General features: G+C 65.8%; 12 protein-coding genes. 10 read left to right on the top strand and 2 right to left on the bottom strand.

What is annotated here, in order from left to right; translation table 11 throughout:
- The first annotated feature begins 260 nt into the window (after positions 1 to 260).
- The 5 genes from prfA (at position 261) to R2834_04070 (ending at position 4,929) form a co-directional block, all read left to right on the top strand.
- A complete protein-coding gene (prfA, locus tag R2834_04090; GenBank protein MEZ4699490.1) occupies positions 261 to 1,337 on the top strand; it encodes a peptide chain release factor 1 in 1,077 nt (358 codons plus the stop codon).
- 345 nt (positions 1,338 to 1,682) lie between these two features.
- Positions 1,683 to 2,030 carry a 30S ribosomal protein S6 gene (gene rpsF, locus R2834_04085; GenBank protein MEZ4699489.1) on the top strand — a complete coding sequence of 116 codons (348 nt, stop codon included), beginning with the start codon at positions 1,683 to 1,685 and terminating at the stop codon, positions 2,028 to 2,030.
- 55 nt (positions 2,031 to 2,085) lie between these two features.
- The gene (gene rpsR, locus R2834_04080) at positions 2,086 to 2,316 is read left to right on the top strand and encodes a 30S ribosomal protein S18 (GenBank protein MEZ4699488.1); all 231 of its coding nucleotides are present in this window, start codon (positions 2,086 to 2,088) and stop codon (positions 2,314 to 2,316) included.
- A 4-nt stretch (positions 2,317 to 2,320) separates the two neighbouring features.
- Positions 2,321 to 2,785, top strand: coding sequence for a 50S ribosomal protein L9 (gene rplI, locus R2834_04075; GenBank protein MEZ4699487.1), 465 nt, complete (start codon positions 2,321 to 2,323; stop codon positions 2,783 to 2,785).
- Positions 2,786 to 2,940: 155 nt separating this feature from the next.
- Positions 2,941 to 4,929, top strand: a complete 1,989-nt coding sequence (locus R2834_04070; protein ID MEZ4699486.1) for a cytochrome c biogenesis protein CcdA — start codon at positions 2,941 to 2,943, stop codon at positions 4,927 to 4,929.
- A gap of 3 nt (positions 4,930 to 4,932) precedes the next feature.
- On the opposite strand, the gene R2834_04065 is transcribed toward R2834_04070, so the two are convergent.
- Together R2834_04065 and R2834_04060 are read right to left on the bottom strand one after the other, a co-directional pair.
- Positions 4,933 to 5,985: a D-glycerate dehydrogenase gene (locus tag R2834_04065; GenBank protein ID MEZ4699485.1), complete on the bottom strand. Its 1,053-nt coding sequence runs from the start codon at positions 5,983 to 5,985 to the stop codon at positions 4,933 to 4,935.
- 274 nt (positions 5,986 to 6,259) lie between these two features.
- Positions 6,260 to 8,305, bottom strand: coding sequence for a heparinase II/III family protein (locus R2834_04060; protein ID MEZ4699484.1), 2,046 nt, complete (start codon positions 8,303 to 8,305; stop codon positions 6,260 to 6,262).
- A 272-nt stretch (positions 8,306 to 8,577) separates the two neighbouring features.
- Here R2834_04060 and R2834_04055 point away from each other — a divergent pair, with 272 nt between their 5' ends.
- From R2834_04055 to R2834_04035, 5 genes are all read left to right on the top strand, one after another.
- A complete protein-coding gene (locus R2834_04055; protein ID MEZ4699483.1) occupies positions 8,578 to 9,549 on the top strand; it encodes a quinone oxidoreductase in 972 nt (323 codons plus the stop codon).
- Positions 9,549 to 10,505: an ROK family protein gene (locus R2834_04050; GenBank protein MEZ4699482.1), complete on the top strand. Its 957-nt coding sequence runs from the start codon at positions 9,549 to 9,551 to the stop codon at positions 10,503 to 10,505. The genes R2834_04055 and R2834_04050 overlap by 1 nt, the downstream gene beginning before the upstream one ends.
- A gap of 59 nt (positions 10,506 to 10,564) precedes the next feature.
- Complete coding sequence (locus tag R2834_04045; protein ID MEZ4699481.1) at positions 10,565 to 11,587, top strand: NAD-dependent epimerase/dehydratase family protein; 1,023 nt, start codon at positions 10,565 to 10,567, stop codon at positions 11,585 to 11,587.
- A 144-nt stretch (positions 11,588 to 11,731) separates the two neighbouring features.
- Complete coding sequence (locus tag R2834_04040; protein ID MEZ4699480.1) at positions 11,732 to 12,799, top strand: dihydrodipicolinate synthase family protein; 1,068 nt, start codon at positions 11,732 to 11,734, stop codon at positions 12,797 to 12,799.
- A gap of 87 nt (positions 12,800 to 12,886) precedes the next feature.
- Positions 12,887 to 14,473 (top strand): serine hydrolase, encoded by a 1,587-nt coding sequence (locus R2834_04035; GenBank protein MEZ4699479.1) that lies wholly within the window; start codon positions 12,887 to 12,889, stop codon positions 14,471 to 14,473.
- Positions 14,474 to 14,477 lie beyond the last annotated feature (4 nt).

Genomic DNA, 14,477 nt, shown 5'->3' with positions numbered 1-14,477 from the left:
GAGCTTCCAGGCAGTGTCTGAAAAATCGTTCGGGTCGTCCCGGAGCATCCAAAAGACCTCCCATACAGCGTTGGATCCCGAATCACGTTCAGGATACGTTGCTGTCTGAACGGTTTTTCAGGCAGAACCTGACCAAGGTCCGTTTTTTACCGCGAATCCGCAAAAAAAGCGTGGGGCGGCATCAACAAGCGGGTCGTTGCCGCGTTTACGTGTCGCGCCGGCCGATTTAGACGCACGCCGGCATGTAGAGGCATGCATCGATGATCAATCTCGAATCGCTACAAGATATAAAACGTCGGTTTTCCGAAGTGACGGAGCTGATGTCCCTGCCGGATATCGCGACAGACGTGCAGCGGATGGCGGCGCTGGGGCGCGAGCATACCGAGCTGAAGGACGTGGTCGAGGCCATCGCGTCGTACGAAAAGACGCTGGGCGAGCTGGACAACCTCCGGGAGCTGGTGCAGGTGGAGAAGGACGAGGAGCTGGTCGAGATGGCGTGGGATGAGATCCGGGCGCTCGAGGAGCGGCTGCCCGATGTCGAGGAAGACCTCCGCTTCAAGCTGATCCCGAAAGACCCTGAAGATTCCAAAAACGCGATCGTCGAAATCCGCGCCGGCACCGGTGGCGACGAGGCCGCGCTGTTTGCCGGCGACCTGTACCGGCTCTACACCCGGTTCGCCGAAGATCAGGGGTGGAAGGTGGACGAGATGCAGGCCTCGCACGGAGCGCAGGGCGGTTTCAAGGAGGTCATCTTCGGCCTGAAAGGAGCCGACGTGTTCGGGATGATGAAATACGAGAGCGGCGTGCACCGCGTGCAGCGCGTGCCGGCGACCGAGTCCAGCGGGCGCATCCACACCTCCGCGGCCACCGTCGCCGTCCTCCCCGAGGCCGATGAGGTGGATATCGCCATCCACCCGAACGACCTCAAGATCGACGTGTATCGCTCCAGCGGCCCGGGCGGCCAGTCGGTCAACACCACCGACTCCGCGGTCCGCATCACACACCTCCCCACCGGCCTTGTCGTCACCTGCCAGGACGAGAAGAGCCAGCTGAAGAACAAGGACAAGGCGCTTCGCGTGCTCCGGTCCAGGCTCTACGACCAGGAACTGGCGCGCCGCAACGCCGAACGCAGCGAAGCCCGGCGATCGATGGTGGGCTCCGGCGACCGGTCCGCCAAGATCCGGACGTACAATTTCCCCCAGGACCGCCTCACGGATCACCGCCTCGAAGGCGACGCCAAGAACTACCCCCTCCAGCAGGTCATGCACGGAGACCTCGCCGACGTCATCAACGCCCTGCGTACGGCCGATTACGCGGAGAAGCTGGGGCATTTGTAATCGCAAATCGCATATCGAAAATTCTGAAACGGCCCCAGGGCCATCGCATTCTCGCCGTGGCAGTGAGAAGCGTATGGGAGTTTGGGCGCATGGGGGCATTTATTACCGCAAAACCTCCCATACCCCCATACTCCCAAGCCAGGAGATGCTCACGTTTGAAGCGAATGCGATGACCCTGAAACGGCCCCCGTTCAATTTGCCTTTTGCGATTCCCATTTTGCGATTATTTGGGTTTTTGTGAAGATTCCCGCGCTTTCGGATCTTCTGCCGGGGAAGCGGCTATCAGGCTGCCTATCCCTGCTCCCGACCTCGGGGGCATGATTCATCATCATACCACAGGGTAAAATGGCTGATTCCACGTACATGTACGAAGTGACGTACATCGTGAACGCTGTGCTCAACGACGATCAGATCAAGGGTGTCGTACAGCGCGTCAAGAAGACGATTGAGGAAAACGGCGGCTCTATCATCGACACGACCGAATGGGGCAACCGCCGACTGGCGTATCCGATCAAGAAGAAGCGGAACGGACACTACGTCAACCTTTACATGAACGCGCCGGGCGGGATTATCCCACGTCTGGAGCGTTCGCTGGAGATCGACGACGACATCCTGCGCTACATCACGCTGCGCATGGATTCGAAAATGGTCCGGCACTACGAGCAGTCGAAGAAGGCCGGCACGCCGGCTTGATTCCCCCATCCACGATCACATGACGAGAGGCTGAATGGCAATGGAGCCCAAACGCATGCCGAAAGGCGAAGATGTCTCGGAAGAAAAAGTCCCGGGCATGGAGAAGGTCGAGTACATCGACTACAAGAATACCGAGTTGCTGTTGCGCTTTCTGAACGAGCAGGGCAAGATCCTGCCCCGGCGTATTACCGGCATTACGGCCAAGCAGCAGCGCCAGCTGACGCGCGCCATCAAGCGCGCCCGGCATCTGGCACTTATTCCGTTTGTTTCTGATACGGTTCGGTGAGACTATGAAGATCATTCTTTTGCAAGACGTAGTCGGGCTGGGCGATCAGGGCGACGTCGTAACGGTAAAGGACGGCTATGGCCGCAACTACCTGATTCCCCGGCACCTGGGTGTCATGGCGACGCCGAGTTCGATCAAGGCGCGCACCGAAGAACGCCGCCAGATGTCGCGCAAGATCGCGAAGCGGAAAGAGGAGCAGCTCCAGCTGGTTGCCCAGCTCGAGCAGGCCGAGGTGGTGGTTCATGCGCGCGTGGGCGAAGAAAACCGTATTTTCGGTACGGTAACCCCCACGCAGGTTGCGATCGAACTCGCCAAGCAGGGCTTTGAACTGGATCGCCGCCTGATCGAACTGAACGAAGACATCCGTATGATCGGTGTGTATTCGGCCACGGTTCGGCTCAGCAGCGACGTTTCGGCGCAGGTCAAAGTGCGCGTCGAGCCGCTCCAGGAAGAGGGCGAGGCCGCCTGAGTACGCGCCCGTAAATCTGGCAACATTTTGGAAAGGGTGTTCGTTACCGAGTGTGGCGAACACCCTTTTCCATTACGTGTGAGGAGGCCGTCGGGTGTACTGGTCGCATAACTCGAACTTCCGACCCGCCACCTGATTGCCTGGAGACGTTTCGCATGCCATCCTATCGTATCACATCGGTCTTCCTGGTCGCCCTGCTGGCGCTCGGTTTTTCGGTTGAAATCGCGTCTCCCGCGCTGGCGCAGGGGCCGGCGAGCGAGTATGTGTCCTGGAAAAGCACCCTCGCGCCGGCCGAGGCCTCGGCCGGGGATCTCGTCACCCTGCGGCTCGACGCGACCATCGCCAAACCCTGGAAGATGTATGCCGTGGGCTCGCCCAGCCCCAGCTACCCGCTTCGGTTCAAGCTGAATGAATCGCCGGCGGGCTTCGCCGTCGAAGGGGACCTCCGGCAGCGCGAACCGACCGTTTTTTACGACGAGGCGTTCCAAAAAGAAGTCCTCATCGTCAAGGAGCACACGTTTCTGGAAGCCGACGTCCGCGTCGGCGCCGGGGCGCCCGCCGGCCCCACGCCGCTTGCCGGCACGGTGACGTTCGTAATCTGCAACGACGAGACGCTCATCTGTCTTCCGCCGTCGCGGACGCCGTTCGAGGCCTCCCTGACGCTCAGCGGAACCGCCACGGGGGCGGTCTCGACGCCGGCCGCCTCGCCCCAGACTCCCGCTTTGGCCGAAAACGCTGCGCCGGCGCCGGCCGGCCCGGCCGTCGAATCGCTTGAAATCGCCCCGGTTCGTTCGGGGGGCCTCTGGGGATTCATCCTCCTGGCCATCGGGGCTGGCCTCGGCGCGCTGCTGATGCCGTGCGTGTTTCCGATGATCCCGCTGACGGTATCCTACTTCACCAAACACGCGCACGACCGCGGCGAGGCGGTCCGGATGGCGCTCGTCTACGGCCTCTCCATCGTGGGGCTGTTTACCGGGCTCGGCCTGTTGATGGCGCTCCTGCTCGGCGCATCCGGCGCGCAGACGATCGCGGCGAATCCGTGGATCAACCTGTTTATCGGCCTCGTGTTTGTCGCGTTTGCGCTGTCGCTGCTCGGGCTCTTCGAGTTGCGGCTGCCAAACGGCATGCTCAACTTCTTCAACCGGCAGAGCAACGAGCAGAAAGGCTATGTCGGGGTCGTGTTCATGGGCGCCACGCTTGCGCTGGTGTCGTTCTCCTGCACAGCGCCGTTTGTGGGCACCCTGCTGGCGGCCACGACGGTGGGGCAGTGGAACTACCCGGCGCTCGGCATGGTGATCTTCAGCGCCACGTTTGCCGCGCCTTTCGTCCTGTTCGCGCTATTTCCCAGCGGGCTCTCCCGTCTGCCGGCCTCGGGGAGCTGGATGAGCAGCCTGAAGGTCGCGTTCGGCTTTATCGAACTCGCCGCGGCGCTCAAGTTTCTCTCCAACGCGGATCTGGTCTGGGGCTGGAACATCATTTCGAGGCCGCTGGCCATCGCGTTGTCCGTCGTGATCTTCTTCCTCGCCGGCCTGTACCTGCTCGGCAAGATTCGCCTTGCGCACGACGAGGCGCTGGAGCAGATCGGCACCGGCCGGCTGCTGGCCGCCATCGCGTTCCTGGGCGTCTCGCTGTACCTGATTCCGGGCCTGTTCGGCGCCCCCCTCAACCGGCTCGATGCGTTTCTGCCGCCGCGGAAAGGCACGGACATGAGTCTCACGGCCTCATTCGTACGTAGCGAGGCGTCGAATGCGAGCAGCGAGGGGTGGTTTGAGGAGATCGAGCCGGCGTTCGCGCAAGCGCGGGAGACCGGCAAGCCGGTGTTTATCGACTTTACGGGTTATACCTGCACGAATTGCCGGCAGATGGAAGCCAACGTCTTCCCGCATCCGGAAGTGGCGCGCCAGTTCGACGACGAGTTTGTGACGCTGCGCCTGTATACCGACGACCTCGACGCCGGCCCGGACCTCCAGCGGTATCAACTCGACCTCACCGGCACGGTCGCGCTGCCCACCTATGCCATCGTCGACCCGACGCAGAACAAGCTCATCGCGCGCGTCAGCGGCGTCGTCGCCGTCGACCGGTTCGTGGCTTTCCTGAACGACGGCCGGGCAAACTACGAGGCCGCCCGGCTGGCGATGCGCTGACACTCAAACCACCGGGTTCGGGGGTTCTTCGCCGCGCAGCACCGCCACGAGGTTGGTCGCGGCCATCGTCGCCATTTTCGTCCGGGTCGTGAGGGTGGCGCTCGACGTATGCGGGGTGAGCACCACGTTGTCCAGTTCGGCGAGGCCCGGCGCCATGAGCGGCTCCTCTTCGTAGACATCCAGGCCGGCGCCGGCGATCTGACGCCGCTGCAGCGCGGCCACGAGCGCCTTTTCATCCACCACCGGGCCGCGGCTCGTGTTGATCAGGATCGCCGACGGTTTCATGAGGCGCAAGGCCGCGTCGTCGATCAGGTGGCGGGTGCTTTCGTTGAGTGGGACGTGCAGCGAGACGAAGTCCGACTCCCGCAGCAGCTCTTCGAGGGCGACGCGACGGGCGCCGAGGTGGGTCTCCAGCTCTTCGTTGGGCCGACGGCCGGTGTAGAGCACCTTCATCCGGAAGCCGGCGGATTTGAGCGCCATGTTCGTCCCGATGCGGCCGGCGCCTACGATGCCCAGCGTGCGCCCCGTGATGTCGGCGCTGATGAACTGCATCGGTCCCCAGCTCTTCCAGGCGCCGGTGCGGATGAAGCGATCGCTCTCCACCACGCGCCGCGCCGCGCCGAACAGCAGCGCCCACGCCATATCGGCGGTCGCATCCGTGAGCACCCCCGGCGTGTTGGTGATGCGGATGCCCCGCGCCCGGGCCGCGTCCAGGTCGATGTTGTTGAACCCGACGGCATAGTTGGCGAACACCCGGCACTGCGCGCCGGCGGCGTCCATGGTGTCCGCGTCGATGCGGTCCGACAGCAGGCATAACACGCCGTCGCGCCCCTGAACGGCTTCATGTAGCTCCTCACGCGTCAGCGCGCGGTCATCCGGATTGCAGGTGACGGTGGCGCCGGCAGCCTCGAGGATGTCGATGCCGGGTTGCGGGATAGGACGTGTGACGTAGACATTCATGGGAAAGCCAATCGAAAAATGGAACGTGTAAAATTGCCAGGTGGCGTCAGGGACGATGGTGGATGCGGGATGATGGATGTTGGATGCGGGATGCAAGATGCAGGATGTTTATGGAAAAACCGAGCGGTTAATCGGTAATCCTGCATCCAATATCCTGCATCCAATATCCTGCATCCAACATCCTGCATCCAACATCCTGCATCCAACATCCTGCATCCAAGATCCTGCATCCAACCTCCCGCATCCAACCTCCCGCATCCAACCTCCCGCATCCAACCTCCCGCATCCAACCTCCCGCATCCAACCTCCCGCATCCAACATCTTGCATCCCGCATCCAACATCCATCATCCCTCCATCGAACGCCCCGTGTCACACCTCGATGTCGAATTCCGGCAGCGTTCCCGAATCGATCACGGTGCACGCGGCGGACTGACCGTCGCGCGACAGGGCGATGCGATGGTGCCCCGGCACGGGGTGATCGGCCTGGATGATGGTTTCGGCCTGCCCCGGCCGGCGGGGGAGGAGGACGGTGATTAGCAGGCTTTCCAGCGCCGGCTCGGCCGTCTTCACCGCCACAAACGGATGGCGCGCGGCTACTTCGGCGGGAATGGGGAGTTGCCCCGCCGACGCCGACGCCTTTTGCGTGCTGAAGCCACGGGCCTGCAGCGCGCCATGGGGTCGCTCGACGGCAAACATGGCGTTGTCGGCGCTGACGGTGGCCTCGCCGTCCATGTTGTCCGCGAAAAAGCGGGCTTCGAGGGTGGAGGGGGTGCTGGACTTGATCACCTTGTCGACCACGACGATGGCCGGCCAATCGGGTAGCACGACGACGCTGCGGGTGACCGAGGATACGTCCGGCATGACGAGCGCGTACGCCTCGGTGGCGTCGCTCGCCCAGAACATGTAGCCGTTCCGTTCCCCCGAGCGCACGATGTGCGCCGCGGCATCGGAAGCGTTGGTGCCTTCCCGGCCGTCGTGATACTGATGCCCTTTCCCGTCGATCAGCAGCGCGCTGTGGCCGGCGGTGGTGCGGAGCATCCACGAGGGATCGCTGTAGCTGTAGGGCGGGCGGTACGGATCGGCGACGAGGACCTCGCCATAACACTTCACGATGAGGCTGTTGCGGTCGGCGTGCTCGTGATTGGCCGGCCGGCCGCTGCGCAGGGCGACGACCAGGTCGTCGGGAGCGTAGCCGGTGCGGGCGACGAGCCAGTCGAGCGCGGAGACATACAGGTGCGGCCGGCGGGGCGGGGGTTCCGGGCGGACGCGTTCGTCGTACCACATTACCGACCACTCGTTGTGCCCCATGGTCCGGTACGTGCCGTACCACTGGGCCTGCCCGTCGCGTGCATGGGCCGCGATCCAGAACGGGGTGCCGGAAAACATGGAGCGGCCGGTGTCGCCGAAGTTGACGACGGTGCGGGGCTCGGCGTGGGTGGGCATCGACATCTCGAGGGAGAAGGTCATCAGCCCCTGCCAGTTGACGATGTCGAGCAGGTCGATGCCGGCGTGCCGGTCCAGCAGGGTGATCCCCTGCATGAGCTGGACGGCCGTGTAGTCGGCGTAGGAAATGTTCTCCTCGTATGAGCCGTCCGGTTCGAAGAGCGCGTCGAACTCGCCGAGGCTGAAGGCGGCCTGCTCGATCCAGCGGGCGGTGTCCTCCGTCTCGCCGAAGGTCATCCGGTACGCGATGGCGCCGATGGCGAGGGCGGACGCCGGCACGGCCTTCAGGTTGTTGCGGTTGAGGATGATGGGCCAGTTGGAGAGGTCGATGATGTCGCCGGGGCGGTGCTCCAGGTAGTTGCTCTCGGGATCCATCGACCAGCCGACGACGCGGTCGGGATACCGCATGCCGTAGATCGTGCGAAACGTGGTTTCGCAGCCGCGCTCGGCCATGATGGTGAGCAGCTCGCGGCGCTCGTCGTCCGACACCCGATCGCCGAGCCAGTCGAGCGCGAGCGCCGTCGCAAACGTCGCGGCCGAGCCCCGCTGGATGCTGATGGTGTACCGGCCGGCCTCCTGAAAATAGTCCCACTTCGGAAATTTCGCGAGGGTTCGGAGCGCGAGCAGGGCCAGGCCGGCGGCGTCCTCGTCTCCGGTCATCAGCGCATAAAAGCTCATCTGCTGCGCGGTCGCGGCGACGCGGGCGATATCGTACAGGTGATCGTTGAATTTTACCTCGCTCGTCAGGAAGCGGCGCTCGGCGGCCCGGTCCTTTGCGGCGAGTTCGTCGCGGAAGGGGCGGAAGAGCGGGTCTTCGTTGAAGCGGCGCTGCAGCGTGGGCAGCTGCTGTTCGTCGAAATAAAGCCCGAAGGGCAGCGGGCCGGCGTGCAGGGCGCGGACGAGGCGCGGCGCGTGCAGCGCGAGCGGCAGGAGGGCGGTGGATTGACGGAAAAACGTGCGGCGATCGATCATCGGTACGGGGTTGCAGGCGGGAAGTGCGGGAAAGAATAGGGGACGTCGGGGCTTTGCGCAACGGTTGGGGGTGGGAGTATGGGGGTGTGGGAGGATGGGAGACCATTTTTTCGTGCGCGTGCCCGCATGCTGTTCTGCAAGTACGCATCGCGTGTACATGTACGAAATTTCCCCCGGCCCCCCATCCTGCCACACGTCTGCATGCGAGACCGCTTGCAAAACGCGCCGGCGATGTGTACCGTGGCTCCATCACCACACAGCCTGATTCAACCATGCCCTACGCCATACGCATCCATAAAACCGGCGGTCCCGATGTCATGAAATGGGAGGAGGTATCCGTCGGCATGCCCGGGCCGGGGGAGGTCCGTCTCATCCAGGCGGCCTCCGGGCTCAACTACATCGACACGTACCACCGGACGGGGCTGTACGAATTGCCGCTGCCGTTTACGCCCGGCGTCGAGGGCGCCGGCACGGTGGACGCCGTAGGTGAGGGCGTGACGGCCGTGCGCGTCGGGGACCGCGTCGCGTATGCCGGCCCGCTCGGCAGCTACGCAGAGGCTCGTATCCTCCCCGCCGACAAACTCGTCAAGCTCCCGGACGCGATCTCGTTCGAGCAGGCCGCCGCGATGATGCTGCAGGGGATGACGGCGCAGATGCTCATCCGGCGGGTCTACGAGGTGAAACGCGGCGACACCATCCTGATCCACGCCGCCGCCGGCGGGACGGGGCTCATCCTGTGCCAGTGGGCCTCCGCGCTCGGCGCGACCGTTATTGGCACGGTATCCACAGAAGAAAAAGCCGAACTCGCGCGCGCCAACGGCTGCCATCACCCCATCATCTACACAAAGCAGGATTTCGTGGAGGAGGTGAACCGGATTACCGGCGGCGCGAAACTGCCCGTCGTGTACGATTCGGTGGGGAAAGACACCCTCATCCGTTCCTTCGATTGCCTTCGCATCCGCGGGCTGATGGTGTCCTTCGGCCAGTCCTCCGGCCCGGCGGAGCCGATCCCCGTCACCTTCCTCACGCAGAAGGGGTCGCTGTATCTCACGCGCCCCTCGATGTTTCACTATACCGGCACGCGTGACGAACTGGTGGCCACCGCGAACGAGCTGTTCGATGCCGTGCTCTCCGGTAAGGTCCGGATCGCTGTCAACCAGCGCTTCCCCCTGAAGGAGGCTGCGAAGGCCCACGTGGCGCTCCAGAGCCGCGCCACGACGGGGTCGACGGTGCTGGTGGTGTGATGCCCTCCGGGACGATCATCGGCCTCGACATCGGGGGCACCAAGACGGCGGTCGTCGAGGGGACGCGCGACGCCGCGATCCTGCAGCGGCGCGAGATCCCGACGCTGGCGGCGATGCCCTTCGACGAGCGGTTCCCCGCGCTGCGGGCGCTGATCGACGCGACGATCGCCGAGGCCTCTGCCGCCGGCCGGCGCATCGATGCCCTCAGCGTCTCCATCGGCGGGCCGCTGCGCATCGGCCCCGGCGAACTCATCGACCCGCCGCACCTCCCCGGCTGGCACGGCATCCCTCTCAAGGCGCGGCTGGAGGGGGCCTATCCCGACCTCCCGGTTTTTGTGGAGCACGACGGCAACGCCGGCGCGCTGGCGGAATTCCATTTCGGCGTCGGGAAAGGACGGGCCGGCCTTCGGCACCTCGTCTTCCTCACGTTCGGAACGGGCCTCGGGGCCGGGTTCATCGTCAACGGCCAGGTGCTTCACGGGGCGTCCGACACCGCCGGCGAGGTGGGGCACTGGCGGCTGAGCGAAAGCGGCCCGCACGGCTTCGGAAAGGACGGATCGTGGGAAGGGTACGCCTCGGGGGCGGGGCTGGTGGAGCTTGCCATCCGGCAGAATCCGGCGCGATGGACGGACGAGACGCCGATCCGGGCGGTTGTCGAGGCGATGCTGGCGGACGATCCCGAGGCGCTGGCCGTCGCGGCCGAGGCGGGGCGCTGGATGGGGCGGGGCATGGCACTGCTGATCGATGCGCTCAATCCCCAGATCGTGGTGCTCGGGTCGCTGGCGGTGGCGCTGGGGGACCGGGTGCTCGGGCCGGCGCGGGACATCATCCGCCAGGAGGCGTTGCCGCAGGCGGCGGCGGCCTGCGCGGTGCTGCCGGCGGCGCTCGGACGCCATATCGGGGATGTCGCGGCCCTGATGGCCGCGATCGCGGGTCGAGGACCATCGCCCGGATGACAATGCCCGCGATTTCCTGTATACTGCGCATCCACCCCGGCAGCTAACCAGATTCCGCTGTGTTGATCGATTCAGAGGTTGCCCTGGACGAGGCGTTGACCCGCCCGTCGCAAGCCTTGATCCGCTTTATCTCGACCATTCCCAGCCCGCTCGTCGTACTCGGCGCCGGCGGCAAGATGGGGCCCACGCTCTGCGTGATGGCGAAGCGCGCCGCCGAAGCCGCGCGGCACCGGCTCGTCGTCGTCGCCGTCAGCCGATTCTCCGACGAAGCCTCCCGGATGTGGCTGGAGGAGCGGGGCGTGCGGACCATCCCGTGCGACGTGCTCGACCGCGAGGCCGTCGGCCGGCTGCCGGACGCCGGCCACGTCGTCTACCTCGTCGGGATGAAGTTCGGCACGAAGCAAAACCCGTCGCTCACGTGGGCCATCAACACCCTCGCGCCGGCCATCGCGGTGGAGCGCTACGCCGGCGCCCGCGTCGTCGCGCTGTCGACCGGCAACGTCTACCCGTTCGTCGATGCGGGCAGCGCCGGCGCGACCGAGGAGATCCCACTCGCTCCCATCGGCGAATATGCGAACGCGTGCCTGGGGCGCGAACGGATCTACCGGTACGCGAGCGAGCGCTTTCAGACGCCGCTCGCCTCCGTGCGCCTCAACTACGCGGTCGAGCTGCGTTATGGCGTGCTGGTCGACCTCGCGCAGCGCATCGCCCGCGGCGAGCCGGTCGACCTGACCATGGGCTACCTGAACTGCATCTGGCAACGCGATGCGAACGACATGATCCTCCGCAGCTTCCCGCTCGCCGGGCTCCCCGCCGCTCCCGTCAACCTCACCGGCACGGCGACGCTCTCGGTGCGGCACCTGGCACAACGCCTCGGCGCGTTGATGGACCTGCCCGTGGCCTTCGCCGGCTCGGAAGCGCCCACCGCCCTCCTGAACGACGCCCGGAAGACGGCCGCGCTGCTCGGGGAGCCGGAAACGGCGCTGGAGTCGATGCTGTCCTGGACGGCGAACTGGGTGAAGTCGGGCGGCACCACCCACGGCAAACCGACCCATTTTCAGGTCCGGGATGGCGGGTTTTAGGATGAACGGCAGGTTGTGTATCGCAAATGGCAAATCGCAAATCGCAAAATGGGGCCCCGTGGGCATCCCGCACCCCGCATCCCGCACCCGAGCCTGAAGCGCCGCAGCTTGTGACGGCCGGCTCGCATCTTACCCGCTAACCCCATGTATCCCCAACCTCCAGCCTGGGTCCTCGACGCGCTGCACGCCGGCCTGGTCATTCCTGCTCATCCGCTGGCGCTGGACGCCGACGGGCGGTTCGACACGCGCCGGCAGCGGGCGCTGACACGGTATTACCATGCGGCGGGCGCCGGCGGCGTCGCCGTGGGCGTCCATACCACGCAGTTCGCCATCCGCGACCCGAAGATCGGGCTCTTCGAGCCGGTCCTCGAACTCGCGGCCGAGACGCTGGCCGCGTGCGACGCCGCGACGGGGCGGCAGACGGTCCGCGTCGCCGGCATCAGCGGTCCGACCCGCCAGGCCGTCCGTGAGGCACAGCTTGCGGAGCGCCTTGGATACCATGCCGGCCTGCTTTCCCTCGCGGCGCTCCGCGACGCGTCGCTCGACGACCTGCTGGCGCATGCCCACCGGGTCGCGGAGCAGATCCCGGTCATCGGCTTCTACCTCCAGCCGGCGGTCGGCGGGCGCGTCCTGCCCGAGGCGTTCTGGCGGGAATTTGCGCGCATCCCCAATGTCGTGGCGATCAAGATGGCGCCGTTCGACCGGTACAAGACACTGGATGTGCTGCGCGGCGTGGCCGCCTCCGGGCGAGCGCCCGCGATCGCGCTATACACCGGCAACGACGACGCGATCGTGACGGATCTGATCACCCGGTTTGCGATCCCCACCGACGAGGGCGCGGCGTCGCTGCGCGTCGTGGGCGGGCTGCTGGGCCACTGGGCGTGCTGGACGCAGAAGGCCGTGGAACTGCTCGATCGATGCAAGGCGTGGCGCGAAGCGCCGGCGGTGCCGCACGAGGCGCTCACGCTGGCGGCGCAGGTGACGGATGCCAACGCCGCGTTTTTCGACGCCGCGAATGCCTTCGCCGGCTGCATCGCGGGCATCCACGAGGTGCTCCGCCGGCAGGGCCTACTGGAATCCATCCGCTGCCTCGACCCGCACGAGGGGTTGTCGCCCGGCCAGATGGAGGAGATCGACCGCGTCTACCGCGCCTACCCCCATCTCAATGACGACGCCTTCGTGGCGGCGCATCGCGAGGAATGGCTGCGCTGAACGGCGCGCCGTCCAGGGACGGCTTGTCCGCCCCAACAAAATCCATCCCGTGCAAACCCTAAAACCATGCGCAATCGACCCGTATCCATGTACCGAATCGCACCGGTTCTGTGTCTGCTCGCAGGCCTGATCGGGGGCTGCCGGCCGCCTGAAACCGGGCCGCAGCGGCCTGCCGGCGCGTTGCCGCGGAGCGAGCCGGAAGCGCAGGGGATGTCGTCCGCCGCCATCGAGGCGTTCGTCGACGCCCTCGAAGCCGAGCGGCTGAAACCGCAATCGGCCGTCGAACTCCACAGCCTCATGATCGTGCGCCACGGTCGTGTGGTGGCTGAAGGGTGGTGGACGCCGTTCGAAGCCGAGCGGAGCCACATGATGTTTTCGATGAGCAAGAGCTTCACGTCGACCGCCGTCGGGTTTGCCGTGGCCGAAGGCCTCTTTTCGCTGGACGATCCCGTAGTCTCCTTTTTCCCCGACGCGCTGCCGGCCACGGTGAGCGACGGGCTCGCCGCGATGCGGGTCCGCCACCTGATCACGATGTCGACCGGGCAGGAAGCGGACGGCGACATGTCGCCGGCGACGCCGGACTGGGTGGCGTCGTTCCTCGCCACGCCGGTGGTCCATCCGCCCGGTAGCCGTTTCCGCTACAACACCTCCGCCACGTTCATGCTGTCGGCCATCGTCCAGAAAACGAGCGGACAGGATCTGGTGGCCTTCCTGACGCCTCGGCTGTTCGAGCCGCTGCATATTGAGGGCGCCACGTGGGACGCGAGTCCGCTCGGCATCCGGGCCGGCGGCGTGGGGCTCAAGGTGAAAACGGAGGACATGGCCAAACTGGGTTTGCTCTATCTGCAGGGCGGGGAGTGGGAAGGGCGCCGGCTCCTACCGGCGGAGTGGGTCGCGGCGGCGACGTCGCCCCAGATCGAGACGGCCGAGGTGTATGCCGACACGCCGGAAGAGCGGGCGGTCGACGACTGGGCGCAGGGGTACGGCTACCAGTTCTGGCCCAGCACGCACGGCGCCTTCCGGGGCGACGGGGCGTTCGGACAGTACAGTCTGGTCCTGCCCGAACAGGACGCGGTCGTGGCGATCACGGGTGCGTCGCTGGATATGCAGCGCGTCCTCGATATCATCTGGGAGCAGCTCCTGCCGGCGTTCCACGATGCGCCGCTGCCGGCCACGCCCGGGTCGGCGGCGAACCTGCACGCCCGCCTCGACGCGCTGACGCTGTTTCCGGAAGCCGTTACCCCCACGCCGGCGCCCCTTGCCAACGGGCGGACGTCCACCTTCCGCCTCGACGCCAACCCGATGCAGGCTACGACCCTGACCATCGCCATCGATCCGAGCGAAGCGCGTTTTGCGTTGCAGGATTCGACGGGGGAGCACACGGTGCGCGCCGGCTTCGGCGCCTGGATTGAGCAGCCCAACACCATGCCGTTGTCGCCGCCCCGGAGCATCCCGATCCTCTCGACCGATGCCCCGACGGTGACGGCTGCGGCGGTCTGGTCGTCCGATGCGACGCTCGCGTGGCACTGGCGTTATCCGGAGGGGCCGTATTTCGATCGGGTGGAGACCCGGTTCGCCGGCGACTCGATCTACGTGTCGTTCTCGAACAATCTCGTACGCGGCGCCGGCGACCGGCGGCCGGCGCTGAAAGGGGTGAGGACAGACGCGCCCTGACGCG

This window comes from Rhodothermales bacterium, from assembly GCA_041391505.1.
Classification (GTDB): domain Bacteria; phylum Bacteroidota; class Rhodothermia; order Rhodothermales; family JAHQVL01; genus JAWKNW01.
Note: the sequence above shows the minus strand (reverse complement) of the source record. Positions and strands in the feature narration are given on the sequence as shown.